The 24,887-nt window shown below is 66.1% G+C and carries 21 protein-coding genes and 1 riboswitch; of the genes, 11 read left to right on the forward strand and 10 right to left on the reverse strand.

Going from position 1 to position 24,887, the window contains the following annotated elements:
* Positions 1-4 precede the first annotated feature (4 nt).
* The 5 genes from gcvPB to U1739_RS07865 form a co-directional block, all read right to left on the reverse strand.
* Entirely contained in the window at positions 5-1,675 is a 1,671-nt protein-coding gene (gcvPB, locus tag U1739_RS07845) for an aminomethyl-transferring glycine dehydrogenase subunit GcvPB (RefSeq protein WP_332706116.1), read from the reverse strand.
* 267 nt (positions 1,676-1,942) lie between these two features.
* Positions 1,943-3,301, reverse strand: a complete 1,359-nt coding sequence (gene gcvPA / locus U1739_RS07850) for an aminomethyl-transferring glycine dehydrogenase subunit GcvPA (protein WP_332706119.1) — start codon at positions 3,299-3,301, stop codon at positions 1,943-1,945.
* A gap of 130 nt (positions 3,302-3,431) precedes the next feature.
* Complete coding sequence (gene gcvH, locus U1739_RS07855) at positions 3,432-3,803, reverse strand: glycine cleavage system protein GcvH (RefSeq protein ID WP_332706122.1); 372 nt, start codon at positions 3,801-3,803, stop codon at positions 3,432-3,434.
* Positions 3,800-4,951 (reverse strand): glycine cleavage system aminomethyltransferase GcvT, encoded by a 1,152-nt coding sequence (gene gcvT / locus U1739_RS07860; RefSeq protein WP_332706125.1) that lies wholly within the window; start codon positions 4,949-4,951, stop codon positions 3,800-3,802. The genes gcvH and gcvT overlap by 4 nt, the downstream gene beginning before the upstream one ends.
* Positions 4,952-5,113: 162 nt before the next feature.
* A riboswitch (glycine riboswitch) is annotated at positions 5,114-5,214 on the reverse strand.
* A gap of 62 nt (positions 5,215-5,276) precedes the next feature.
* Positions 5,277-5,903 (reverse strand): hypothetical protein, encoded by a 627-nt coding sequence (locus U1739_RS07865; RefSeq protein WP_332706128.1) that lies wholly within the window; start codon positions 5,901-5,903, stop codon positions 5,277-5,279.
* Positions 5,904-6,053: 150 nt separating this feature from the next.
* On the opposite strand from U1739_RS07865, the gene ispH reads away from it, so the two are divergent.
* The 3 genes from ispH (at position 6,054) to rnhA (ending at position 8,599) form a co-directional block, all read left to right on the forward strand.
* On the forward strand, positions 6,054-7,013 hold the full coding sequence (gene ispH, locus U1739_RS07870; protein WP_332706131.1) for a 4-hydroxy-3-methylbut-2-enyl diphosphate reductase: 960 nt from the start codon (positions 6,054-6,056) through the stop codon (positions 7,011-7,013).
* 174 nt (positions 7,014-7,187) lie between these two features.
* The gene (gene thrB / locus U1739_RS07875) at positions 7,188-8,144 is read left to right on the forward strand and encodes a homoserine kinase (protein ID WP_332706134.1); all 957 of its coding nucleotides are present in this window, start codon (positions 7,188-7,190) and stop codon (positions 8,142-8,144) included.
* Complete coding sequence (gene rnhA / locus U1739_RS07880) at positions 8,141-8,599, forward strand: ribonuclease HI (protein ID WP_332706137.1); 459 nt, start codon at positions 8,141-8,143, stop codon at positions 8,597-8,599. The genes thrB and rnhA overlap by 4 nt, the downstream gene beginning before the upstream one ends.
* A gap of 156 nt (positions 8,600-8,755) precedes the next feature.
* Here the strand turns inward: rnhA and U1739_RS07885 are convergent, their stop codons facing one another.
* Positions 8,756-9,847, reverse strand: a complete 1,092-nt coding sequence (locus U1739_RS07885; RefSeq protein WP_332706140.1) for an NAD(P)/FAD-dependent oxidoreductase — start codon at positions 9,845-9,847, stop codon at positions 8,756-8,758.
* Between the two features lie 3 nt (positions 9,848-9,850).
* Positions 9,851-10,792 (reverse strand): alpha/beta fold hydrolase, encoded by a 942-nt coding sequence (locus U1739_RS07890; protein ID WP_332706143.1) that lies wholly within the window; start codon positions 10,790-10,792, stop codon positions 9,851-9,853.
* Between the two features lie 48 nt (positions 10,793-10,840).
* On the opposite strand from U1739_RS07890, the gene U1739_RS07895 reads away from it, so the two are divergent.
* From U1739_RS07895 to U1739_RS07930, 8 genes are all read left to right on the forward strand, one after another.
* Positions 10,841-11,317, forward strand: coding sequence for an A24 family peptidase (locus U1739_RS07895; protein ID WP_332706146.1), 477 nt, complete (start codon positions 10,841-10,843; stop codon positions 11,315-11,317).
* A gap of 48 nt (positions 11,318-11,365) precedes the next feature.
* On the forward strand, positions 11,366-12,406 hold the full coding sequence (gene cpaB, locus U1739_RS07900; RefSeq protein WP_332706149.1) for a Flp pilus assembly protein CpaB: 1,041 nt from the start codon (positions 11,366-11,368) through the stop codon (positions 12,404-12,406).
* Positions 12,406-13,935 (forward strand): type II and III secretion system protein family protein, encoded by a 1,530-nt coding sequence (locus U1739_RS07905; RefSeq protein ID WP_332706152.1) that lies wholly within the window; start codon positions 12,406-12,408, stop codon positions 13,933-13,935. The genes cpaB and U1739_RS07905 overlap by 1 nt, the downstream gene beginning before the upstream one ends.
* 23 nt (positions 13,936-13,958) lie before the next feature.
* Complete coding sequence (locus U1739_RS07910) at positions 13,959-14,672, forward strand: CpaD family pilus assembly protein (protein WP_332706155.1); 714 nt, start codon at positions 13,959-13,961, stop codon at positions 14,670-14,672.
* A 3-nt stretch (positions 14,673-14,675) separates the two neighbouring features.
* On the forward strand, positions 14,676-15,950 hold the full coding sequence (locus tag U1739_RS07915; protein ID WP_332706158.1) for a CpaE/TadZ family protein: 1,275 nt from the start codon (positions 14,676-14,678) through the stop codon (positions 15,948-15,950).
* A 59-nt stretch (positions 15,951-16,009) separates the two neighbouring features.
* Positions 16,010-16,984, forward strand: a complete 975-nt coding sequence (locus tag U1739_RS07920) for a type II secretion system F family protein (protein WP_332706161.1) — start codon at positions 16,010-16,012, stop codon at positions 16,982-16,984.
* A 21-nt stretch (positions 16,985-17,005) separates the two neighbouring features.
* Positions 17,006-18,001: a type II secretion system F family protein gene (locus U1739_RS07925; protein ID WP_332706164.1), complete on the forward strand. Its 996-nt coding sequence runs from the start codon at positions 17,006-17,008 to the stop codon at positions 17,999-18,001.
* Positions 18,002-18,081: 80 nt separating this feature from the next.
* The gene (locus tag U1739_RS07930; protein ID WP_332706167.1) at positions 18,082-18,687 is read left to right on the forward strand and encodes a helix-hairpin-helix domain-containing protein; all 606 of its coding nucleotides are present in this window, start codon (positions 18,082-18,084) and stop codon (positions 18,685-18,687) included.
* Positions 18,688-18,844: 157 nt separating this feature from the next.
* Here the strand turns inward: U1739_RS07930 and ppdK are convergent, their stop codons facing one another.
* From ppdK to U1739_RS07945, 3 genes are all read right to left on the reverse strand, one after another.
* The gene (ppdK, locus tag U1739_RS07935) at positions 18,845-21,508 is read right to left on the reverse strand and encodes a pyruvate, phosphate dikinase (RefSeq protein ID WP_332706170.1); all 2,664 of its coding nucleotides are present in this window, start codon (positions 21,506-21,508) and stop codon (positions 18,845-18,847) included.
* A gap of 77 nt (positions 21,509-21,585) precedes the next feature.
* Complete coding sequence (gene glyS, locus U1739_RS07940; RefSeq protein WP_332706173.1) at positions 21,586-24,021, reverse strand: glycine--tRNA ligase subunit beta; 2,436 nt, start codon at positions 24,019-24,021, stop codon at positions 21,586-21,588.
* Positions 24,018-24,884, reverse strand: coding sequence for a glycine--tRNA ligase subunit alpha (locus U1739_RS07945; RefSeq protein WP_332706592.1), 867 nt, complete (start codon positions 24,882-24,884; stop codon positions 24,018-24,020). Before U1739_RS07945 ends, glyS begins: the two co-directional genes overlap by 4 nt.
* Positions 24,885-24,887 lie beyond the last annotated feature (3 nt).

Raw genomic sequence — 24,887 nt, forward strand, 5'->3', positions numbered from 1 at the left:
GCGCTTATTCCGCGGCCTGCGCCAGCGGCTTCTTCCACACCAGAACCGGCTTCCTAGCCGCCAGCGTTTCATCGAGCCGGCTGCGCGGGGCGAAGTGGGGGGCCGTCTTGAGCGCCACATCGCCGGCCTTGGCCCGTTCCGCCACGCTGCGCAGTGCGCCGATGAACTGGTCGAGCGCCGCCTTGCTCTCTGTCTCGGTCGGTTCGATCAACATCGCGCCGTGCACCACCAATGGAAAATACATCGTCATCGGGTGATAGCCTTCGTCGATCAGCCCCTTGGCGATATCGATGGTCGAGAAGCCCTCGGCCAGATTGTCGTCGGAGAACAAGGCTTCGTGCATGCATGGCCCGCTATGCCCGAACGGCGCGACGAGCGTGTCACCCAGCGAACGCAGGATGTAATTGGCGTTGAGCACGGCATCCTCCGCGACTTGGCGCAGGCCGTCCGCGCCATGACTCAGGATGTACGTGAGGGCCCGCGTAAACATGCCCATCTGGCCGTGGAACGCGACCATGCGACCGAAGGTCTGGTCGTGATGTTCCTCGGCGGTTTCCTCCTCGACGAGGCGGAATCCGTGGTCGGTCTTTTCGACGAACGGTAGTGGCGCGAACGGAGTCAGCGCCTTGGACAGCACGACCGGGCCCGAGCCTGGCCCGCCGCCGCCATGCGGAGTGGAAAAGGTCTTGTGCAAATTGATGTGCATAGCGTCGATGCCGAGATCGCCGGGGCGGACGCGGCCGACGATGGCGTTGAAGTTCGCGCCATCGCAATAGACCAAACCACCGGCAGCGTGCACCGCGTCGGAGATTTCGCGCATGTCACGCTCGAACAGGCCGCACGTGTTGGGATTGGTGATCATCACGCCGGCGACGTCTGGGCCGAGGCGCGCGATCAACGCTGCCGTATCGACACGGCCTTCGCTGGTGGCGGGGATATCCTCGACGCGGTAGCCGGCAAAGGCGGCGGTGGCGGGATTGGTGCCGTGCGCGCTTTCTGGCACCAGGATGACCTTGCGATGGCCCTCGCCGCGGGCTTCGAGCGCGGCCTTGATGGCCAGGATGCCGCAGAGTTCGCCATGCGCGCCGGCCTTGGGGCTCATCGCGACCGAGTCCATGCCGGTCAGCGTGACCAGCCAGTGCGCGAGTTGGTGGATCACTTCGAGCGCGCCCTGCACGGTATCGACCGGCTGCAGCGGATGCACGTCGGCGAAACCGGGCAGCCGCGCCATCTTCTCGTTGAGCCGCGGATTGTGCTTCATCGTGCAGCTGCCGAGCGGGAAGAAGCCGAGATCGATGCCGTAATTCTGGCGGCTGAGGCGGGTATAGTGGCGCACCGCTTCGGGCTCGGACAGGCCGGGGAGGCCGATCGTGGCGGTGCGGGCGAGATTGCCTAGCCTCCCTCTCCCTTCTGGGGAGAGGGTTGGGGAGAGGGGCTGTACTGGATTGCCGGCCGTGCCGTCGGAGGCAGACGTCCCCTCTCCCCGGCCCTCTCCCCGGCCCTCTCCCCGAAGGGGAGAGAGAGAAAAAAAATCTACGCCGGTCGTATGGATGTCGCCGATCTCGAAGATCAGCGCTTCCTCCAGCATCAGCGCCTTGTTGCCGGTGAAGGTGGGGGCTGCGGACGTGCCCTGCTGCGGCGCTTCCGGGCGCCAGCCGCTTGCATTGATGCTCATCGGATTAGCCTTTCGCCGACGCGACGCACGGGGCGCTGCGACGATTGCAGAAAACGAATGTTGAGAATGTTGAGACGCTGGCGCTGTTTTCGGCAGTGCGCACCTTATTCGTCACCCAAGCGAAGGCTGGGGTCTCGTGCGGTTGCTGTCCCGCAGGAGCCGCACGGCATCCCAGCTTTCGCCGGGATGACGGCTGATCTAATCCGGGCTTGCCGCTGCGCATCCCCAGTGTGGACCATAAATTATCCAACATTGGTAGGGGCTGATTCATGCCAGCGCCTCGGCGAGCGCAGTCGCCAGTGCCTCGACGTCTTCAGGGGTTGTCGTCTCGGTCACTGCGACGACCAAACCGTTGGCGAGCGCCGGCTCACCTGGATATAGTCGGCCGAGCGACACACCGGCCAGGATGCCCTTGTCCGCCAGCGCGCGGACGATCGGGCGCGCTTCGACGGGCAGCCTTAGCGTGAATTCGTTGAAGTAGGTCGGCGTGGCCAGCTCGACACCGGGGATCTGCACCAGCCGATCCGCCGCGGCTACTGCACCGGCGTGATTGACCTCGGCCAGCGTGCGCAAGCCGGCTTCGCCGAGCAACGTCATGTGGATCGAGAAAGCGAGCGCGCACAGGCCGCTATTGGTGCAGATGTTCGACGTGGCCTTTTCGCGGCGGATATGCTGTTCGCGGGTGCTGAGCGTCAGCACGAAACCGCGGCGGCCATCGGCATCCACCGTTTCGCCGCACAGCCGGCCCGGCATTTGGCGGACATATTTGTCCTTGCAGCCGAACAGGCCGACATAGGGCCCGCCGAATTGCAGCCCGACGCCCAGCGACTGGCCTTCGCCGACGACGATATCGGCGCCCATTTCGGCCGGCGACCGGATGGCACCGAGCGCCACCGGCTCGGTGACGACGGCGATGAGCAGCGCCTTATTGGCCTGGCAGGCGGCGGCAAGATCGGTCAGATCCTCGATGCGGCCGAGAATGTCGGGATATTGCACGACCACGCACGACGTATCGCCATCGATGCGGGCGATCAGATCGGCGATGTCGGTCTGCGCGTCGAGCGTCGGCGCGGCGGTTTCGAGCTGATCGCCGGTGAACTTGGCCATCGTGTTGGCGACGGAAACGTAATGCGGGTGCAGCCCGGACGACAGCAGCGCCTTGCCGCGCTTGGTGATGCGCCGCGCCATGCCGATCGCTTCCCAGCACGCGGTGGAGCCGTCGTACATCGAGGCATTGGCGACATCGGTGCCGAGCAGCCGCGCGACCTGGGTCTGGAACTCGAACAGCATCTGCAGCGTGCCCTGCGCGATTTCCGGCTGGTACGGCGTATAGGCGGTGAGGAATTCGCCGCGCTGAATCAGATGATCGACGCTGGCAGGGACATGATGCTTGTAGGCCCCGCAGCCGAGGAAGAACGGGCCATCGCTGGCCGCGATGTTCTTGCGCGACAGCGCGGTCATGTGGCGCTCGACGGCGAGCTCGCTGGCGTGCATCGGCAGGCCGTGGATCGGGCCGTCGAGCTGCGCGATGGCGGGGACATCGACGAACAGGTCGTCGATGCTCGCGGCGCCGATGACGGCGAGCATTTCGGTGCGGTCGGTATCAGTGAGGGGCAGGTAGCGCATAGCACTTACTCCCCCCTCCCGCTTGCGGGAGGGGTCGGGGGTGGGCGCCCGACCAAAGCGAGCGATGACATTCGGGGAGAGCGCGAGCCCACCCCCGGCCCCTCCCGCAAGCGGGAGGGGGGAGAACAAACTAAAGCCCGGCGATGAACGCGGCGTAAGCCGCTTCGTCCATCATCGCCTCGAGCTCGCTCGGATCGCTAAGCGTCAGTTTGAAGAACCAGCCGGTCTTTTCCGGATCCTCATTGACCAAAGCGGGCGTGTCGGCGAGCGCGGCATTGCCTTCCAGCACAGTGCCGCTGGCGGGGGCATAGACGTCCGACGCGGCCTTGACCGATTCGACCACCGCGGCGTCATCGCCCTTGGCCAAGGTCTTGCCGGTTTCGGGCACGTCGACGAACACGATGTCCCCCAACTGGCTTTGCGCATATTCGGAGATGCCGACCGTGCCGACATCGCCGGTGACGTCGATCCACTCATGATCTTGCGTGAAATAACGGCTCATTTTGGACCTCCTGCACGGACGTAACGGTGGGGGATGAAGGGCATGGCGGTGACGGTGCCGCTGTGCAGCTTGCCACGTTGCGACAGCTGGACGACGGTGCCGATCTCGGCCAGCGCCGACGGCACATAGGCCATGGCGATCGGCGCGCCCAGCGACGGCGCGAAGCCGCCGCTGGTGACCCGGCCGATCTCGGCGCCGCTCTGGTCTACCACCGTGGCGCCTTCGCGCACCGGCTGGCGGCCGTCGATGACCAGGCCGACGCGCTTGACCGCGGGGCCCTGCTCGCGCTCCGCGAGGATCTGCTTGGCACCAGGAAAATTGGCTTCTTCGCGCCGACGCTTACTGCCGACCGCGAAGTTCAGCGCGGCCATGATCGGCGTCGTTTCGAGATCGAGATCGTGACCGTAGAGCGGCAGATCGGCCTCCAGCCGCAGCGAATCGCGCGCGCCGAGGCCAATCGGTTTCACTTCCGACTCGGCAGTCAGCGCATCGGCGAAGGCCGCGACATGTTCGGCGTCGAGCGAGATTTCGAAGCCGTCCTCGCCGGTATAGCCCGAGCGGCTGACCCATAGATCGACATCCTGCCAGGTGAAGCGCCCGCCGGTCATGAACACCAGCGCCTCGACGCCCGGCACGAGCCGCGACAGCACGGTAACCGCTTCCGGCCCCTGCAGCGCCAGCAGCGCGGCATCGGCCATGTGGTTGATCGTGACGTCGTCGGGCAGGTGATCGAGCAGATGCGAAATATCGTCATATTTCACCGCGCCGTTGACGACCATGTAGATGCCGTCGTCCCAGCGCGTGAACATCAGGTCGTCAAGAATGCCGCCAGCATCGTTGAGCAGCAGCGAGTATTTCTGTGCGTTGAGCTTCACGCTGACCACATCGGTGGGGATCAGCGCCTCCAGCGCGGCATCGAGGCCGTCGCCGGACAGGAACAGCTGGCCCATGTGCGAAACGTCGAACAGCCCGGCATGCTCGCGCACCCACAGATGCTCGGCCATGATGCCCTCATACTGGACCGGCATTTCGTAGCCGGCGAACGGCACCATCCGCCCGCCACGCGCGCGATGCCAGGCATCGAGCGGCAGCAGCTCGTTCTCGATCTCAGGGCCTTCTTCCGCCCCGCCATTGTCGAAATCGCTCAATCCAGGTCTCCGCGCGAGTGCAACGATACCCCCGGCACGCACGGTGCCTGCGGATCGCTGCCCCCTCTGTCACGGAACCTGAGAGCTTTGACCCCCCGGTGCCCGGGCGGCTTACACCTTCGGTGGCATCCGCCGCGGCGAATGCGCTTTCCAGAGTGTCTTGCGGCCCGCGCGGTCCTTGGTGCCTGAGAGATTCCGGGGCGGTTGCTCCTTCGGCGGCAGCTCATCCTCGAAGGATGTCTGCACTCTCCCGCGCGTACCCATGACGGTCGCCCGCCATCGACGCGTCGGGTGTGACGCGCCGCAGCATATGAGTCAAACGGGTTTAGCGCGTGGCGTTATATTTGAGCTGTTCGTCGGTCAGCTGGAAGCCGACCAGCGCCTCGAAGCTGGCGCTGAGCACGGCCTGGCGCACTTCCGGCGCCGACAGCGGATCGATCGCCGCGCTGGTATCGCCGGCCTTGCGCTTCTCGGTCAGTTTCTTGCGCACGTCCTCGGGCAAGGTCGCCGCGCTGCGCGAAACCGTCGCGCTGGCCGTACCGCTAGTCTGTGCGCGGGTCTGTCCGGCATCGAAATGCACCGTCACACGGCCGATGCGCTTGGCGATCACCGCGGTGCCGCCGCGCACGATGGTGATGAAATATGGCAGGGTCACGTCGCGCGCGACATCGCCGCGCATCCGGCTGGCGCGCACGTCGAACGTCACGGCGGTGACGATGTCGGTGCCCTCGGTGCAGGTCGAGCGCACGTTGGTCATCAATGCGGTGACGTCGATCGCCGCAGCGTCGCGGCTGGCGGGTGGATCGAACACGGTGATGTCGCCGGTCGAGGCGGGAATGCCGACGCTGGGGCAGGACGAGCGTACCGCGGTGATGCCGACGCCGCCATCTAGGTTGATGTCGCCCTTGCCGGCGCAGCCCGCGACGAGCGCCGAGATCAGGGGGACCAGCATCAAGGGGGCAAGAATCTTCCGGGCTGTCACGGGCATACGCACCTTAAATCTTGGAACGGCGGAAAGCGCAGCTGCGCCTCGCCTGGGGAACGGCGCGCACCATAGGAACCGGCTTTCGCGCGCGCAAGCAATCGCGTAGAGCATCGCGTCATGGCTACAGCTCCAAAACCAGCACTAAACCTGCTGATCGCCGCACCGCGCGGCTTCTGCGCCGGGGTCGATCGTGCGATCCGCATCGTCGAACTGGCGATCGAGAAGCACGGCAGCCCGGTCTATGTCCGGCACGAGATCGTCCACAACAAATATGTCGTGGACTCGCTCAAGGACAAGGGCGCGGTGTTCGTCGAGGACCTGAGCCAAGTGCCGCAGGACGTGCCGGTGGTGTTCTCCGCGCACGGCGTGCCCAAATCGGTGCCGCTGGCGGCGCAGGATCGCGGCCTGACCTATCTCGACGCGACCTGCCCGCTCGTCTCCAAGGTCCATCGCCAGGCCGAGCGGCTGGTCGCGCAGGGCAAGCATATCGTGTTCATCGGCCATGCCGGGCATCCGGAAGTGATCGGTACGTTCGGCCAGGTGCCGCCCGGCGCGATGACGCTGATCGAGACGGTCGCCGATGCCGAGGCGTTCATGCCGGCCGATCCGACCAATATCGCCTTCCTGACGCAGACCACCTTGTCGGTCGATGACACCGCCGAAGTCGTCGCCACGCTGCAGCGCCGCTTCAATGCGATCCAGGCGCCGCGCCCCGACGATATCTGCTACGCCACCTCCAACCGCCAGACCGCGGTCAAGGCGATCGCCGCGATGTGCGATGCCATGCTGGTGATCGGCGCGCCCAATTCGTCCAATTCGGTGCGGCTGGTGGAAGTGGCCGAGCGCGAAGGCACGCCGGCGCGGCTGATCCAGCGCGCCCAGGATCTGGATCTGGCGTTTCTCGCTGGAGTCGGCACGCTGGGGATTACGGCGGGCGCCTCGGCCCCGGAGATATTGGTGCGCGAACTGGTCGCACGGCTCGGCGAACATTACACGATCACCGAACGCGAGGTCGAAACCAACCGCGAGACGATCTCGTTCAAGCTGCCACGCGGCCTGGAAGCCGAGGCCGCGTAAGCCTCGCAAGCGGATAATCCCCACGTCATCGTCACCCCGGACTTGTTCCGGGGTCCGCTGCGCGGCATGGGACGGCGATGGAAGCTTTAGCGCACGCTTTGCCGAAGGGTGGACCCCGGACCAAGTCCGGGGTGACGACGGGGGGTTGCTCCCGAACCGCGATGCGCCGCTAGCATGGCTGTCTACACCCATGTCTCCGCCGAAGCGCTTGGCGCGTTCCTCGCGCGCTACGATTGCGGCGCGCTGGTGTCGGCCAAGGGCATTGCCGAGGGGGTCGAGAACAGCAATTATCTGGTCGACACGACCACCGGTCGGTTCATCCTCACGCTGTACGAAAAGCGCGTCGATACCAGCGATTTGCCCTTCTTCTTCGCCATGCTCGATCACCTCGCAGCGCGCGGCAGCCCGGTGCCGCCGGCGATCAAGGATCGCGCCGGTCAGGCGATCCAGCACTTGGCCGGCCGTGCCGCCTGTCTGATCAAGTTCCTGTCCGGCGTATCGCTCTCCACCCCCACCCCAGCCCAGGCGCTGGCCGCGGGCAAGGCGCTGGGCGAAATGCACGCTGGCCTCGCCGATTTCACGATGGTGCGCCCCAACACGCTCGGCGTGGATGACTGGCGGCCGCTGCTCGATCAATGCGGCCGCGCCATGGACGAAATCCAGCCCGGCCTGTTCGATCGCGTCTCGGCGGCGCTGGGCACGGTCGAGACGCAGTGGCCGCGTGACCTGCCCGTCGCCACCATCCACGCCGATCTGTTCCCCGACAACGTGCTGATGCTCGGCGACCAAGTCACCGGGCTGATAGACTTCTATTTCGCCTGCACCGATATCCGCGCTTATGACCTTGCCGTGATGCACAGCGCCTGGGCGTTCGATGCGGATGGCCTGCCGCTCGATGCCGGAGTCGGCCGCGGCATCGTTGCCGGTTATGACGCAGCGCATGGCCTATCGGGCGCCGAACGCGCCGTCCTGCCGATCCTGGCGCAAGGCGCGTGCATCCGCTTCCTGCTCACGCGCGCCTGGGATTGGCTCAACACGCCGGCCGATGCGCTGGTGACGCGCAAGGATCCGCTGGCCTATCTGCGCCGGCTCGACACCTACACTGAACAAGGCACCACGATTTTCGCATGACCGAAACTGTTGAAATGTCCCGCGTTGAAATCGCCACCGATGGCGCGTGTAAAGGCAATCCCGGCCCCGGCGGTTGGGGCGCGCTGGTGCGCGCAGGCGACAAGGAAAAGGAGCTTTCGGGGGGCGAGAAGCTGACCACCAACAACCGCATGGAGCTGACCGCGGCGATCGAGGGGCTGAACGCACTCAAGCGCCCGTGCCGCGTCACACTGTCGACCGACAGCCGCTATGTGATGGATGGGCTGACCAAATGGATCAAGGGCTGGCAGAAGAATGGCTGGAAGACCGCCGCCAAACAGCCGGTGAAGAATGCCGATCTGTGGCAGGCGCTGCTGGATGCGGCCAAGCCGCACCGCATCGATTGGGTGTGGGTCAAGGGCCATGCCGGGAATGCCGATAACGAGCGGGTCGACAGACTGGCGAGCGATGCCGCTGTGAAAGCGGGGCGCAGCTAAATTCCTCCCCGAGCTTCGCTCGGGGAGGGGGACCGTTCGCGAAGCGAATGGTGGAGGGGTACGCCACGAACGTAACGCGGGGCGGCAAGAACCCCTCCACCATTCGGCTAAAAAAGCCGAATGGTCCCCCTCCCCCAGCAAGCTGGGGGAGGAATATTAGAAGCGAAACCGCCCTGGTGCGTACACTGCCGGATCGATCGCCGCCACGAACGGCTCGGGCGCCACGCCCAGCAGCAGCCCCGCCGCCAGCGCGGCGCCGGCCGGCGCGGTCTGGATGCCGAACCCGCCCTGCCCGGCGCACCAGAAGAAATCCGCTCGTCCCGGTTCGAACCCGTATACCGGCAGCCGATCCGGCGCGAAGCTGCGCAACCCCGCCCAGCGCCGCTCGACCGCCGCCGCGCGCCATGCGCCTGCCCGTTCGAATCGATCGATCGCGATCGCCACGTCGAGTTCCTCGGGCTGCACGTCGTGCGGATCGACTGGCGTCTCGTCATGCGGGCTGAGCCACAGTCGCCCGTCGCCTTCCGGCTTGAAATAGAAGTCGCCCGAAATATCGGAGACGTGCGGCAGCGTGGCGGGGGTTGGCGGATCGGTGCGCACCTGCACCATAGTGCGACGATAAGGCTGGATGCCGAGCGGCGCGATCCCGGCCAGCACTGCCACCGCATCGGCCCAGGCGCCAGCCGCATTGACCAGCACGTCCGCCTCGAACACCCCCGCCTTGGTCTTAAGCCGCCAGCCGCGGTCGGCTGCCCGTAGCGGCGCGGCGGTCACCAAGCTTGTCCCGCTACGCCGGGCGCGCGCGAGACAATCGGCGTGCAGCGCCGCCACGTCGATATAGGCGCTGCTTGCCTCCATCACGCCGAGTTCCCAATCGGCATGCAGCCCCGGCACCAGCGGGCGCGGATCGACCCGTGTCAACGCCACGCCGCTGCCGGCAAATTGCTCCAGGAACGCGTCGATCTTCGTGGCGTCCGCGGCCCGCCCGATATGCAGCGACCCGAGGGGTTCGAGGAACCCGCCCTCCTGCAACGCAGGCCCGGATGCGGTGGTCAGCGGCTGCACCCCGGGCCCGCCATAGCTTTCCGACCAAAAGGCCGCCGAGCGCCCGGTAGCGTGATAGCCCGGCGTCGTCTCGCTTTCGAGCAGCAGCACGGAGACACGTCCGGCGCTGAGCTCGCCGATCGCCGCGGCCAGGCCGGCGCCGGCAATACCGGCGCCGATAATCGCAATGTCGTACCGCGCCACGGGTCAGGCGCCCGGCGCGCGGGCGGCCAGGAATGCGTCGATCGCAGCCAGCACGCGATCGCGGATAAGATCCGTCTCGCGCAGGAGTTCATGCGCCGCTTTGGCGCCGAAGCGGACCACCTCCGCATCGGGCAGGATCGACGCGACGTACAATGCGGCCGGCGGACTGACCAATTGGTCGGCCTCGGCGACGAGCAGCAAGGTCGGCACGCGCATCGCCTTGAGCTGCGGGTCATCGCGTAGCAGGCGAGTCGATTCGAACGCGCGGATCAGCCAGCGCCAGCTCGGCGGGCCCAGCACCAGCTCGGGTTTTGCGCGCTGCCACCACAATTCGTCTTCGTAACGGCCGTGATCGTGGGTCAGCAGCGCCTCGCGCGTGGTCGTCGTCGCCGGCCGCTCATTGCCCTTCCATGCCGCCCGCGCCGGATTGCCGAGCCTGCCGACAAGCTTGGCCAGCCGCTCCCCCCAGCGCGGGCCCACCGGGCTGTGCAGCCCCAGCATCGGCGCCACCAACACCGCCGCGTCGGGCACCGCCGCGCCTTCGGTCATCGCGCGCAGCACCAGATGCCCGCCCATCGAATGCCCCATCAACACGTGCGGGCCCGGCGTGTGCGCCTGCCACTCGGGCCAGAACGTCCGGAAGTCGGCGATATATTGTGCGAAATCGTCGACATGGCCGACATGCGGGTCCGGCGACAGGCGGCCCGACCCGCCCTGCCCGCGCCAATCCAGCGAACTCACGCTCCAGCCGAGATCGTGCCAATAAGCGAACGTCTCCAGATACTTTTCGAACACGTCGCCGCGCCCGCCCTGGAACAGGATCGCTCCGCGCGCGCCCTCCGCCGGCCAGTCGAAGCGGCGCAATTCCCAGCCGTCGGGCGTGCGCCATGTGTCGATGCTGGCGCCCGCCGGCAGGGCGCGACGATACGTGTGGGGGGAATTCATGGCCGATCGTTACTTTTTCGAAAGCCATGTCGTCTAGGAAATTCCCCCATGGGGTGGGGAAATCCGATCTTGCTGTTGCTCGGCGTGCTCGCCCTGCTTCTGGTCTCGGCCGGGATCGAGGACCTGCGCAGGCGCGAAATCGCCAATTGGAAGAATATCGCGATCGCGGTGCTCGCGCCTGTGTGGTGGTGGGCCAACGGGCTGCAACCCTGGCCCGACATGGCGCTGCAGATCGCCAGTGCCCTGATCGTCTTCGGGCTGTTTTGCATTGCCTTCGCACGCGGCTGGATGGGCGGAGGCGACGTCAAGATGATCGGCGCGCTGGCCCTGTGGTGCATCGCGGTCGGCGCGCTCGCCTGGCTGCTGATCGTCATGTCGCTGGTCGGCGGGCTGCTCACGATCGTGCTGATGATCGACCGCAAACGCCTGCCATCCGACGCTGAAATCGAGGTTCCGTACGGCGTGGCGATCGCCGTCGCGGCGTTTTTCGCGATCCACCAACCGATCCTTAACCAATTACGGTGATGATTAATCACGGATCAACCGGTCCGTGCCCAAGAGGTTCTAGACGACATGGATACCCGTAAACTCATCCTGCTGGTTGGAGCGTTGATCGTCGCTGCGGTCACCGCGTTCATGGCGCGCAGCCTGATCTCGGGCGATTCCGCGCCCGCCGCGAGCGCCGCCGCCGCGCAGATCGACGGCCCTGAAGTGCTCGTCGCGACTCGCTCCCTCCCCGTCGGTACGATCCTCGATGCGAGCGCGCTGAAGTTTCAGCCCTGGCCCAAGGATCTGGTCGAGAACGCCTATTATCTTAAGGCCGACACCAATCTGGCGGTGCTGCAGGGCACGGTGGTGCGCAACGCGATCACCGCGGGCCAGCCGATCACGCAAGGCGCGCTGGTCAAGCCGGGCGACCGCGGTTTCCTGGCCGCCGCGCTGACCCCGGGCATGCGCGCCGTGACGATCCCGATCACCGCCCAGGCCGGCGTCGCTGGCTTCGTCTTTCCCGGCGACCGCATCGATCTGATCCTGACCCAGACCGTGCCCGGCGGCGGCGATGGCCCGCCGCTCAAGGCCTCGGAAACGGTAATGCGCAACCTGCGCGTGCTGGCCACCGATCAGCGCACCGACAATACGGTCGGCGAAGACGGCAAGACGGTGGTGCGCGGCTTTTCCAACGTGACGATCGAGGCCACGCCGAAGATCGCCGAGCAGGCCGCCGTCGCGCAGACGCTAGGCACGCTGTCGCTGTCGCTGCGTTCGATCGCCGACAATACTTCCGAGCTCGAACAGGCGATCGCCAGCGGTGATATCAAGGTGCCCGAGGGCAACGATCCGCGCGCCGAAAAGGCCATGCTCGCCAGGCTCGCGACGCAGCCGGTGTCGGGCAATGGCAGCTACGCGGTCGGCGCGGACGTGTCGCGCTTCCAGCGCCGCACCGTGCCCGGCAAGACCGTCAACACGCAGACGCTGGCGCCGGTCGCCACCGTCATCGCCACGCCGGCGCCCGGCGGCTCGTATCCCGGTGCGGCCACCGTATCGATTGGCCCGGTGGTGCGCGTGGCGCGAGGCACGTCAGTGACGGCGGTTGTCGTCGGGGAGAAGAAGTGATGCGTTTCCTGGCAACGCCAATCGGCTGGCCGCTGGCCGCCGCGATGATGGCAGCCTCGATGGGCGGCGCATCCGCCCCTGTGCTCGCCCAATCCGGCGCCACCGCACCCGTGCTGCAGGTCAATACCGGGCGTGGACGCCTGATCACATTGCCCCGCGCGATGAGCGACCTGTTCATCGCCAGCGATACGATCGCCGATGTCCAGATCCGCTCGCCGACGCAGATGTACATCTTCGGCAAAACTCCCGGCGAAACGACGGTTTCGGCGACCAACAAGGCGGGCGCGGTGGTCTATTCGGCGACCGTCCGCGTGATCAACAATTTCGATTCGGTGCAGCAGATGCTGGGCCTGGCGATGCCCGACGCGCGGGTCGTGGCAACGCCGATGAACGGGCTGATCCTGCTCACCGGGACGGTCGGATCGCCGGCCGATGCATCGGAAGCGGAACGGCTGGTCCAGGCATTTGTCGGCGAGTCGACCAAGGTACTGAGCCGCCTGCGCACGGCGACGCCGCTGCAGGTCAATTTGCAGGTGCGCTTCGCCGAGGTCAGCCGCAGCTTCGTCAAGAATGTCGGCGTGCGCCTCAACACGAGCGACCGCAACGGCGCGGGCACGTTGGTCAATTCCAACTCGGGCACGGCAGGGACGATCGTTTATGATCCGGTAACCGGTGTGAAAACCTCGACCGTAGCCAATGGCTCCTTCCGGTCGACGCTAGGCCTGGCCGGACGCGCGCTGGGCACGGATTTCCTTGCCGCGCTCGATCTCGGCGAGACGGTCGGCCAAGTCGCGACGCTGGCCAATCCCAATCTGACGGCAATGTCGGGCGAGACGGCGACGTTCCTGGCAGGCGGCGAAATTCCCATTCCCATCAGCCAGGGCGCGCTCGGCGGCGTCTCGGTCGAGTTCAAATCCTACGGCATCAGCCTGTCGTATACGCCGACGGTGCTGGCCGATGGCCGCATCTCGCTGCGGCTGCGCGCCGAGGTATCCCAGTTGGACGCCGCCAATTCAGTGCAGCTGAACAATACGGTGATTCAGGGCCTAAGCACGCGGCGCACCGAGACAACGGTGGAGCTCGGTTCCGGCCAGAGCTTCATGACCGCCGGCCTGCTGCAGAACAGCCATGACAACAACATCGAAAAGACGCCGGGCCTGGGCGACGTACCGATCCTCGGCGCGCTGTTCCGCTCCAATGGTTTCCGCCGCAACGAGACCGAATTGGTGATCGTCGTTACGCCGTATCTGGTGAAGCCGGTCAACGCGAACGACATCGTGCTGCCGACCGACGGGTATATGGCACCGACCGATGCCGAACGCATCTTGCTCGGGAAGATCGGCAGCAGCGCCAATGGCGGCGATCGGCCCAAGCCAAGCATGGCACCGCCGAGTGTGGCCACGCCGGCGTTCGGCGCGGTTGCGCCGACGCTGCCGGCACCCAAGGCCGACGCCCGGCGCGAGGAAAAAGCCCCGCCGACACGGACGCAGAAAAAGAGCGGCAATGCCACGCCCGGATTCTCCTTTTGACGCTTGCAGCCAGGAAGACAGAAATGTTCAAGCGACCTATCCTGATCGCCCTTGCGCTCGCCCCCGCTGTGTTGCTCGGGGCCTGTAGCGGCACGCAGAATCGCGGGCTGGAATCGGTCCATCAACCGATCGTCGCCCGGTCCGACTATCTGTTCGACGTCGCCACCAGCGGCGGGGCGCTGGCCCCCGGCGAGGGGCAGCGATTGGCCGGCTGGATGCGCTCGATCAACGTCGGCTATGGCGATCGCATCGCGCTGGATGATCCCAATGCCTATGGCGGTAGCGGCGTGCATGACGACGTACAGGCGCAGGCCGCGCGCTACGGCTTGCTCGTGTCGGATGATGCGCCTGTCACCGGTGCGCCGGTCGCGCCGGGCACGGTGCGCATCGTCGTCAGCCGCATGAAGGCTACGGTGCCGCATTGCCCCGATAACAGCCGCGTCAGCGGCATTGAATATGAAGGCAATACGTCCTCCAATCAGGGGTGTGCGATCAATTCCAACCTCGCGGCGATGATCGCCAATCCGAGCGATCTGGTGCGCGGACAGCCCGGCTCGCTCGTCACCGATCAAGCGCGGGCGACCAAGGCGATCGATGCCTATCGCAGCGGTACCGCAGTCAGCACCGGCGGCGCGACGAGTGGCGCCGCAGGCGCGGCAGCAGCCGGCAGCAGCAGCGGATCCGGCAGCACCTCGGGTGGCGGCGGATCGAGCGGCGGCTCAGGCGGGGGCAATTAAATCATGAACGCACCATTCAATCCCACGCGCCTCGGCACACGCGACCCGTTCGTTGCCTATGTCTGCGATGAAACCACGGCCGAGGCGTTGCGCCCGATCGTCGCCGAACTGGGCTGGGCGCCGGAAAAGGTCCACAAGGGCGGCTTGCGCAACGCCGTGCAATCGCTGTCCGTTTCCGCCAGCCCGCAGATCCTGTTCGTCGATCTCTCCGAGTCCGGCGACCCGCTCAACGACATCAATGCGCTGGCCGAAGTATGCGAACCCGGCACGGTGGTGATCGCCGCCGGCCAGGTCAACGATGTGCGGCTGTACCGCGATCTCGTGGTCAGCGGCATTCAGGATTATCTGCTCAAGCCGCTGAGCCCGGACATGCTGCGCGAGGCGTTTACGCACGCGCATACCGTGCTCAACGCGCCCAAGGCCGCCGAGCCCGGCACCGAACGCGTGCATTGCTCCACCGCAGTGATTGGCGCGCGCGGCGGCGTCGGCGCGTCGACCGTCGCGACCTCGATCGCCTGGATCCTCAGCGAACGCGGCAAGCGCAGCACCGCCTTGCTCGATCTCGACGTGCATTTCGGCACCGGCGCGCTGGCGCTCGATCTCGAGCCCGGCCGCGGCCTGACCGATGCGATCGAGAATCCCAGCCGGATCGACGGCCTGTTCATCGAACGCGCGATGGTCAAATCCAGCGAGACGCTGTCGGTGCTGTCGGCCGAAGCGCCGATCAGTTCGCCGGTCTTGACCGACGGCGCTGCCTTCTACCAGTTGCAGGAAGAGATGCGCGCGGCGTTCGAATGCACGATCGTCGATCTGCCGCGCAACATGCTGGTGCAGCATCCGAACCTCATCACCGATGTCCAGATCGCCGTAATCGTCACCGAGCTGACGCTCGCCGCCGCGCGTGATTCGATCCGGTTGCTGTCGTGGCTCAAGTCCAATGCCCCGCAGACGCAGGTCTATGTCATCGCCAACCGCGTCCAGCCGGGCGCGCAGTTGGAGATTTCGCGTAAGGACTTCGAAAACTCGATCGAACGCCGGATCGATTTCCTGATGCCGTTCGATCAGAAACTGGCCGCGCAATCGGCCAAGCTGGGCAAGCCGATGGCGGAAGCCGGCAAGGGCTCCAAGACCGTGGTGGCCCTGAACGAGCTGGCCGATGCGCTGATCAGCTGCGGGGATGCGGTTAAGGACGTTAGCCCTGGGGTGAAGAACCCCGCTAAGGGGGGATCGCTGATGGGCAAGTTCGCGCTGACGACGATGCTGGCGAGGAAGAAATAATCCCGTGGCGTACCGCATGATTGACCATCCGGTAACGAAACGGGGCGCAGGGTAGCGTCATGGAATTTTCGCCATTCTTCATGCTGGTCGTCGGCGCGAGCATCTTCTTCGTGCTGATCGCGTTCGCGCTGGCCGGGCCGTCGCCACAGCGCGCGCAGGCGCGGCGCTTGAGCTCGCTGCGCGCGCGTCACGCCGAGGGCGCCATGACGGCGGAGGCGCAGCTGATGCGGCGCATCACCACGTCGCGCGCCACCAAGGCGGACGGTTTCGTCACGCGGCTGCTGCCGCGCCCGGCCTTGTTGAAGCAGCGCCTGGCGATGAGCGGCAAGAGCTGGACGCTCGGCCAGTACGGCATCGCCACGGCCATCATCACGATCGTCGTGACCACCATAGCGGCGCTCAAGGGCCTGCCGATCCTGCTCGCGGTCCTGCTCGGACTGGCGCTTGGCGGCGGCCTGCCGCATTTCGTGGTCAGCTATTTCATCAAGCGGCGGGTCGGCCAGTTCACCACCAAATTGCCCGACGCGATCGAATTGCTGGTGCGCGGCCTGCGCTCCGGTTTGCCGATCACCGAGACGATCGGCGTCGTCGGCAACGAAATGGACGGGCCGATCGGGGCTGAGTTTCGCGCCGTCAACGACAAGATGAAGATCGGCCGCACGCTCGACGCGGCGCTGCAGGAAACCGCCGATCGGCTCGGGACGCCTGAATTCCAGTTCTTCGTCATCTCGATCGCGATCCAGCGCGAGACCGGCGGCAACCTTGCCGAGACGCTGGCGAATCTCGCCAACGTGCTGCGCATGCGCGGTCAGATGAAGCTCAAGATCAAGGCGATGTCGTCCGAATCCAAGGCCTCGGCCTATATCATCGGCGCGCTGCCGTTCATCGTCTTCGGGCTGATCTGGTTCATCAACGGCACCTACATGCAGAAATTCTTCGAGGACGAGCGGCTGATGGCGATCGGCGGCGGCGGGCTGTGCTGGATGGCGATCGGCGCCTTCATCATGTCCCGCATGATCAGCTTCGAAATCTGATGCGCGGGAAAAGACACGATCATGGGTGAAACCGCCGGACCGACGATCCTGGGGATCGATGTGACGATGGTGGCGACGATCCTCGCCGCCGTCGCCGCCTTGGCGGTTTTGCTCGCCATCTATGCCGCGACCACTGTGCGCGATCCGATGACCAAGCGCGTCAAGGCGCTGACCGAGCGGCGCGAACAGCTCAAGGCGGGGATCACGGCCTCGACCAAGCGCCGCGCCAAACTGGTCACCAAGAACGAAACGACCGACCGGATCAGGGCCCTGCTGTCGGGCATGAAGGTGCTGCAGGACAGCCAGGTGAAGGTCGCGCAGGTCAAGCTGATGCAAGCCGGCATCCGTTCGAAGGAATATGCCGTCGCGGTGATTTTCGGCCGGCTGGTGCTGCCGATCGTGTTCGGCGCGCTGGCCATCTACCTGGTCTATGTCGCGGAGATGTTCCCCGATTACGGCGCGCTCAAACGCTACGGCATCGTCGCGGGCACGTTCATCCTGGCCTACAAGGCCCCGGACATTTTCCTCAAGAACAAGATCGCCAAGCGCTCGGACGCGATCCGCAAGGGATTGCCCGATGCGCTCGATCTGCTGGTGATCTGCGCCGAGGCGGGCCTGACGGTCGATGCCGCATTCCACCGCGTGGCGCGCGAACTGGGCCGCGCCTATCCGGAATTGGGCGACGAATTCACGCTGACCGCGATCGAACTCGGGTTCCTGTCGGAACGACGCCAGGCGTTCGAAAACCTCGCCATGCGCGTCGATCTCGATGCGGTGAAGGGCGTGGTCACGACGATGATCCAGACCGAGAAATACGGTACGCCGCTGGCCTCCGCGTTGCGCGTGCTGTCGGCGGAATTCCGCAACGAGCGCATGATGCGCGCCGAGGAGAAGGCCGCGCGACTGCCGGCGATCATGACCGTGCCGCTGATCCTGTTCATCCTGCCGGTGCTATTCGTGGTGATTTTGGGGCCGGCAGCATGCTCGATCTCCGACGCGTTCAAGAGCGGGATCTAACGCCCCGTTCCACGCGACTTGATCACAGCGCCACATCGCGTCAGGATTGCGACCGCTCTTCCTGATCGAGGCTATTCGCCATGCTGTTCACGTCGTCATCCCAGTTGATCGTCCTGCTCCTGCTGTTCTTCGGCGGGCTGGTTATCGGGATGGGGTTGCGCTCCGGCGGCAGCAAGTGGCGCAAGCGCTTCAACGACGAGAGCGGCAATTACGCGCAGTTCCGCCGCGATGCCGATCTCAAGCTGCGCGAAGCCAATCGGCGCGTCGCCGAACTGGAGCGCGACAATGCCGAGCTGCAGCGGGTGCGCGCTGCCGAGGCCGCGATCGTCACCGAACCGGTGGCGACCGCCGTGCCGGTGGCAACAGCCGCCGCCGCGCCGGACCTCGTGCCCGAGACGACGCCCACGCCGGTGGCCGATGCCCCCAAGAGCAGCTGGTTCAGCATCGGTCGCCCCGATCTCGGCAATATCCGCGGCATCGATCCCGCGCTCAAGACGCGGCTGTTCGGCCTTGGGGTGACGCGCTTCGAGGATATTACCGACATGTCGGCCGAGGATGAAATGGCGCTCGAGCAGCGGCTGGCGCTCCCGGCCGGCTATATCACCCGCGAGCAGTGGCGCGAGCAGGCCGCCTTGCTGCGCGACGGCAAGGAAACCGAACAGGCGGAGCGCTTTCCGCCGGAATAGCGCTGCTGGTCGCCCTCACCCTTCCCACCGGCTGCGCCGGCGGGCCCCTTCCCTCTCCCGAAGGGAGAGGGAGATTGTGGTGCCGCTTAAGTCCCTCTCCCATCGGGTGAGGGAGGGAGGCGCGTAGCGCCGGAAGGGTGAGGGCGACGCTTGAAGCTCAGCCTTTCGCCAATGCGGCCTGCGCCGCCGCCAGACGCGCGATCGGCACGCGGTAGGGCGAGGCCGAGACGTAATCGAGGCCGACCGTCTCGCAGAAGGCGATGCTCGCCGGATCGCCGCCATGTTCGCCGCAGATGCCAAGCTTGATGCCGGGGCGCGCCGCCCTGCCCCGCTCTGCCGCCAGTTCGATCAACTGCCCGACACCCTCGACGTCGAGGCTGACGAACGGATCCTTGGCGTAGATGCCGCGCTCGACATAGGTGGTGAGGAAGCGGGCCGCGTCGTCGCGGCTCACGCCGAGCGTCGTCTGCGTCAGATCGTTGGTGCCGAACGAGAAGAATTCGCCAACCTCGGCGATCTCGCCGGCCATCAGGCAGGCGCGCGGCAGCTCGATCATCGTGCCGACGAGATACTCGATCTCGCGGCCCTTGTCGGCAAACACCGCCTGCGCAGCCTTGTCGACGACCTGCTTCATCAGTTCGAGCTCGCGCCGCGTGCCAACCAAGGGGATCATCACCTCGGGGATCGGTGCGGCGCCCGATTTCACCGCGACCTCGATCGCCGCTTCGAAGATGGCGCGCGCCTGCATCTCGTAGATCTCGGGATAGGTAACGCCCAGGCGGCAGCCGCGATGGCCGAGCATCGGGTTGAACTCGTGCAGTTCGGCGGCGCGGCGCTTGAGCGTGTCGATGTCGATCCCTGCCGCCGTCGCGACTTCGGCGAATTCGGCTTCCTCGTGCGGCAGGAATTCGTGCAGCGGGGGATCGAGCAGACGGATCGTGACGGGCAAGCCGGCCATGACCTCGAACAGTTCGACGAAATCGCTGCGCTGTTCGGGAAGCAGTTTCTCCAGCGCGACGCGGCGGCCGGCTTCGTCTTCGGCGAGGATCATCTGGCGCACGTTGGTGATGCGCTCGGCATCGAAGAACATGTGCTCGGTGCGGCACAGGCCGATGCCCTCGGCGCCGAATTCGCGCGCGACGCGGGCGTCGAGCGGTGTCTCGGCGTTGGCGCGTACCTTCAGGCGACGGACGCCATCGGCCCAGGCCATCAGCGTGCCGAAATCGCCCGACAGTTCGGGCTGCACGGTCGGCACCGCGCCGGCCATCACTTCGCCGGTCGAACCGTCGATCGTGACGATATCGCCGGCATGAATCTCGCGACCGGCAACGCGCATCACGCCGGCCTTGGCGTCGATCGAGATCGTGCCCGCGCCGGAAACGCACGGACGCCCCATGCCGCGCGCGACGACCGCGGCGTGGCTGGTCATCCCGCCGCGTGCGGTGAGGATGCCCTTGGCGGCGTGCATGCCGTGAATGTCTTCGGGGCTGGTTTCGGTGCGGATCAGGATCACGCTGTCGCCGGCGGCAGCGCGCTTCTCGGCCGTGTCGCTGTCGAACACGGCAGCACCCGAGGCCGCGCCGGGGCTGGCGGGCAAGCCCTTGGTGAGCACGTCGCGCTTGGCCGAGGGGTCGAGCGTCGGGTGCAGCAATTGATCGAGCGCCTGCGGGTCGACGCGGGCGACCGCTTCCTCGCGCGTGATGAGACCCTCTTCGGCCATGTCGACGGCGATCTTCAGCGCGGCCTTGGCGGTGCGCTTGCCCGAACGGGTCTGCAGCATCCACAATTTGCCCTGCTGCACGGTGAATTCGATATCCTGCATGTCGCGGTAATGCGTCTCGAGCAGGTCGAACACCTTGGCCAGCTCTCCATACACTTCGGGCATGGCCTCTTCCATCGAGGCGGGCTTGGCGCCGGCAACCTCGCGCGCCGCGACCGTCAGATATTGCGGGGTGCGGATGCCGGCGACGACGTCTTCTCCCTGCGCGTTGATCAGGAATTCGCCGTAATAAGCGCGGTCGCCCTTGGCGGGATCGCGCGTGAAGGCGACGCCGGTGGCGCTGGTTTCGCCCATATTGCCGAACACCATGGCCTGGATATTGACCGCGGTGCCCCAGGCGGCGGGAATATCGTTGAGCCGGCGATAGACTTTCGCGCGCTCCGACTGCCACGAGCCGAACACCGCGCCGACCGCGCCCCACAGCTGATCGTGCACGTCCTGCGGGAACGGCTTGTTCCACTGCTGCTCGACCAACAGCTTATACTCGGCGACGAGCTTCTGCAGGTCTTCCGCCGTAAGGTCGGTGTCGAGATAATAGCCGTTATCTTCCTTGGCGATCTCCAGCGCATCCTCGAACGCGGCGTGATCGAGCTCGAGCACGACATCGGCATACATCTGGATGAAGCGGCGATAGCTATCCCAGGCGAAGCGCGCATCGCCCGAGGTTTCGGCCAGGCCCTGCACGGTCTGGTCGTTGAGCCCGAGATTGAGCACGGTATCCATCATGCCGGGCATCGAGGCGCGTGCGCCCGAGCGGACCGAGACGAGCAATGGATCGGCGGTGTCACCGAATTTCTTGTCGGTGACGCCTTCGATATGCGCGAGCCCGGTGGCGACTTCATCGCGTAGGCCCTGCGGGAAGGCGCGGCCCTCCTGGTAATAGACGTCGCAGAACTCGGTCGAGATGGTGAAGCCGGGCGGCACGGGCAGCCCGATCGAGGCCATTTCCGCCAGGTTCGCGCCCTTGCCGCCGAGCAGGTTGCGATCGCCCTTGCCGCCGTCCGACACGCCGCCGCCAAACCGATATACGTACTGCGTCATTCGTCAGTCCCTTTTGAGGTGGTTATGGGCCTGGGGAGGCGGAAGGTTAGGCTAAGGTCAGGCCAAGCATAGGACGCTCAGCCCTCGATCCTGGAGAAATCGGCGACTTGATGGACCGCGGCGCGCACGCGCGCGAGCAACGCCAGCCGCGCGGTGCGTTTGGCCGGCGCGGGATCGTTGACGGTCACGGTTTCGAAGAACGCATCGATCGGCGCGCGGAGCGTGGCGAGGGCGGCCATGGCGGCTTCGAAGTCTTCGCGGTCGACCGCGGCGGCGGCCTGGGGAGCGGCCGAGTCGAGTGCCGTGATGAGATCGGCCTCGGCTGGTTCCGGCGTGTAGGACAGCGGAATTTCCCCGGCGGCGCCCTCACCCGTCACCCCAGCGAAAGCTGGGGTCTCGTGCGGCTCTTGTCCCGCGCCATCGCTCGAGATCCCAGCTTGCGCTGGGATGACGGCTTGGGGCTGGGCGACGGGGGCGTCGGTGACCCCTTCCTTCTTCAGGATATTCGCCGCGCGCTTGTATCCGGCGAGTAGGTTCGCGCCGTCGGGCGTGCCGACGAACGCCTGCAGCGCATGGACGCGGGCGAGCAGGCGGACGAGATCGTCCTCGCCGCCCAAAGCAAACACCGCGTCGATCAGATCGTGCCGGACGCCAGCTTCGCGTTGCTGGACTTTGAGGCGGTCGGCGAAGAAGTCTATCGGCGGCGCGGGGTGAAGCCCCGCGGCCTGTAGGCCGGCGTAGCAGGGCGCAGTCGAGGCGACGGGGAAGTCGATCAGCGCGACGCCGTCTGACATCAGCCTTTTGGTGCCGTTCACGACCTCGAGATACATCGGAGCGGTCGGGATCGGCTGGCCGACAGCTTGCAAGTAGGTTTCGAGATGCAAATCGGCCGCCTTGTTCAGCCACTGCCCAAGTTCGCCGCGCAGCCCGTTGGCGACGATCAGCCGGATGACGCCAAGCGCCGCGCGCCGCAGCGCGAACGGATCCTTCGAACCGGTCGGCAATTCCTCGATCAGGAAAAATCCGCGAAGCGTATCCAGCTTGTCCGCCAGCGCCACCGCCACCGTGACCGGATCGGTCGGCACGTCGTCGCCCTGCCCTACCGGCTTGTAATGGTCGCGGATCGCGGCGGCGACGGCGGGGTCTTCGCCTTGGGCTGCCGCGTAATAGCCGCCCATCAGGCCCTGCAGCTCGGGAAATTCGCCGACCATGCCGGTGACCAGATCCGCCTTGGCGAGGCGGGCGGCGCGGTCGACCTGGGTGGCGAGCTTCTCCCTCTCCCCTTCAGGGGAGAGGGTGGCCGAGCGCAGCGAGGTCGGGAGAGGGGCAGTATCGAGTGGTGTCGTTTGCGACTGCCCCTCTCCCCGGCCCTCTCCCCGGAGGGGAGAGGGAGAAATTATGCCCTCTTCCACCAGCCAGCGGGCCAGCTTGGCGACGCGGTCGACCTTGTCGGCGAGCGTGCCGAGCTTTTCGTGGAACACGATGGCGCCGAGCTTCTCGGCCTGCACGTCAAGCGGCACCTTGAGATCGGTGTCGTAGAAGAATTTCGCATCCGACAACCGCGCGGCGAGCACCTTGCGGTTGCCCTCGATGATCTTCGCGCCGCCATCCGCGGCGTCGATATTGGCGGTGCAGACGAAGGCATTGGCGAGCTTGCCGTCGGCATCGCGGCACACGAAATATTTCTGGTTCACGCGCGCGGTGAGCTGAATCACTTCCGGCGGCACATCGAGGAACGCTTCATCGAAGCGGCCGAGCAGCGGCACCGGCCATTCGGTGAGCCCGGCATTCTCGATCAGCAGGCCCGCGTCCTGGATCAGCTCCAAGCCGGCTTTCCGCGCGGCCATGGTCGCGCCGAGCGCGATGATCTGGCGGCGTTCCTCGTGATCGACGATGACGTGGCAGGCGCGCAGTTTCTCGACATAATCGGCGGCGCTGCCGATCGTGATCACGCCCGGATGGTGGAAACGATGCCCGACCGTCGCGGCGCCGCTGGTCACGCCGGCGATCTCGACGGGCACGATCTCCTCGCCGAGCAAGGCGACGATGCCCTGCAGCGGGCGGACCCATTTGGGGCTTTCGGTGGTGGTGCTGGCGGCGCCCCAGCGCATCGATTTGGGCCAGGGGAAGGCGCGGATGATCGCGGGGATGGCGTGCGCCAGCACGTCGGCAGTGGCGCGGCCCGGTCTGTCGATCACGGCGAACAGGATGCCGTCGCGCTCGACCAATTGCTCGCGGGTGAGGCCGGTCTTGCGCAGGAAACCTTCCAGCGCTTGCGGCGGGGCGCTGGCCTTGGGACCCTTGGTTTCCTCGCTCAACGCGGCGGTTTCGCTGGGCAGGTCGCGCGCGATCAGCACCAGGCGGCGCGGCGTAGCATAGGTGACGAGCTCGGGCGCGGCGAGGCCGGCCTTGGTCAGCTCGGCGGCGAACAGACGGGCGAGATCGTCGCGCGCCTTGTCCTGCATCCTGGCCGGAATTTCTTCGGAGCGGAGTTCGAGGAGGAAATCGGTCATGCCGTCCACCCCGGGTATTTCGCTTGCCAGGCGGGCGTGTTGCTTTCGATCCAGGCCTGGCAGCTGCCCTTCGCAAGGTCGCGCACGCGGCCCATATAGGCCTGGCGTTCGGCGACCGAGATCACGCCGCGCGCCTGCAGCAGGTTGAACACGTGGCTGGCCTTGATCGCTTGCTCATAGGCCGGGATCGGCAACTTGGCCTCCAACGAGTTCTCGCATTCGGCGACATGCTTGCGGAACAGATCGAACAGGGCGTCGGTGTTGGCGATCTCGAAATTCCATTTCGACATCTGCTTCTCGTTTTCGAGGAATACGTCGCCATAGCTGACTCCGGCATCGTTGAACGCCAGATCGTACACGCTATCCTTGTCCTGGATATACATCGCCAGCCGCTCGAGCCCGTAGGTCAGTTCGCCCGCCACCGGCTTGCAATCGAAGCCGCCCATCTGCTGGAAATAGGTGAACTGGGTGACTTCCATGCCATCGCACCACACTTCCCAGCCCAGCCCCCAGGCGCCGAGCGTGGGGCTCTCCCAATCGTCCTCGACGAAGCGGATGTCGTGCTTGGTGAAGTCGATGCCGATCGCGGCGAGGCTGCCGAGATACAGTTCCTGCAGATCGGCCGGGCTGGGCTTCAGGATCACCTGATATTGGTAATAATGCTGCAGCCGATTGGGGTTCTCGCCGTAGCGGCCGTCGGTCGGGCGGCGGCAGGGCTGGACGAAGGCGGCGTTCCACGGCTCCGGGCCGAGCGCCCGCAGCGTCGTCGCGGTGTGGAACGTGCCGGCGCCCATTTCCATGTCATAGGGCTGAAGGATCAGGCAGCCGCGTTCGCTCCAATAATCGTGGAGCTTGAGAATCATGCG

The sequence above is a fragment of the Parasphingomonas puruogangriensis genome (assembly GCF_036663635.1).
In the GTDB taxonomy this organism is placed as follows: Bacteria; Pseudomonadota; Alphaproteobacteria; order Sphingomonadales; family Sphingomonadaceae; genus Sphingomonas.

What these genes read in the sequence shown, in the direction of transcription:
- glyS (WP_332706173.1), bottom strand. Translation starts at nt 24,021, where the DNA reads ATGACCGATTTCCTCCTCGAACTCCGCTCCGAAGAAATTCCGGCCAGG.
- U1739_RS07905 (WP_332706152.1), top strand. Translation starts at nt 12,406, where the DNA reads ATGCGTTTCCTGGCAACGCCAATCGGCTGGCCGCTGGCCGCCGCGATG.
- gcvPB (WP_332706116.1), bottom strand. Translation starts at nt 1,675, where the DNA reads ATGAGCATCAATGCAAGCGGCTGGCGCCCGGAAGCGCCGCAGCAGGGC.
- thrB (WP_332706134.1), top strand. Translation starts at nt 7,188, where the DNA reads ATGGCTGTCTACACCCATGTCTCCGCCGAAGCGCTTGGCGCGTTCCTC.
- U1739_RS07895 (WP_332706146.1), top strand. Translation starts at nt 10,841, where the DNA reads ATGGGGTGGGGAAATCCGATCTTGCTGTTGCTCGGCGTGCTCGCCCTG.
- U1739_RS07920 (WP_332706161.1), top strand. Translation starts at nt 16,010, where the DNA reads ATGGAATTTTCGCCATTCTTCATGCTGGTCGTCGGCGCGAGCATCTTC.
- ispH (WP_332706131.1), top strand. Translation starts at nt 6,054, where the DNA reads ATGGCTACAGCTCCAAAACCAGCACTAAACCTGCTGATCGCCGCACCG.
- cpaB (WP_332706149.1), top strand. Translation starts at nt 11,366, where the DNA reads ATGGATACCCGTAAACTCATCCTGCTGGTTGGAGCGTTGATCGTCGCT.
- gcvH (WP_332706122.1), bottom strand. Translation starts at nt 3,803, where the DNA reads ATGAGCCGTTATTTCACGCAAGATCATGAGTGGATCGACGTCACCGGC.
- gcvPA (WP_332706119.1), bottom strand. Translation starts at nt 3,301, where the DNA reads ATGCGCTACCTGCCCCTCACTGATACCGACCGCACCGAAATGCTCGCC.
- U1739_RS07930 (WP_332706167.1), top strand. Translation starts at nt 18,082, where the DNA reads ATGCTGTTCACGTCGTCATCCCAGTTGATCGTCCTGCTCCTGCTGTTC.
- U1739_RS07910 (WP_332706155.1), top strand. Translation starts at nt 13,959, where the DNA reads ATGTTCAAGCGACCTATCCTGATCGCCCTTGCGCTCGCCCCCGCTGTG.
- U1739_RS07925 (WP_332706164.1), top strand. Translation starts at nt 17,006, where the DNA reads ATGGGTGAAACCGCCGGACCGACGATCCTGGGGATCGATGTGACGATG.
- U1739_RS07915 (WP_332706158.1), top strand. Translation starts at nt 14,676, where the DNA reads ATGAACGCACCATTCAATCCCACGCGCCTCGGCACACGCGACCCGTTC.
- U1739_RS07945 (WP_332706592.1), bottom strand. Translation starts at nt 24,884, where the DNA reads ATGATTCTCAAGCTCCACGATTATTGGAGCGAACGCGGCTGCCTGATC.
- U1739_RS07890 (WP_332706143.1), bottom strand. Translation starts at nt 10,792, where the DNA reads ATGAATTCCCCCCACACGTATCGTCGCGCCCTGCCGGCGGGCGCCAGC.
- rnhA (WP_332706137.1), top strand. Translation starts at nt 8,141, where the DNA reads ATGACCGAAACTGTTGAAATGTCCCGCGTTGAAATCGCCACCGATGGC.
- U1739_RS07865 (WP_332706128.1), bottom strand. Translation starts at nt 5,903, where the DNA reads ATGCTGGTCCCCCTGATCTCGGCGCTCGTCGCGGGCTGCGCCGGCAAG.
- ppdK (WP_332706170.1), bottom strand. Translation starts at nt 21,508, where the DNA reads ATGACGCAGTACGTATATCGGTTTGGCGGCGGCGTGTCGGACGGCGGC.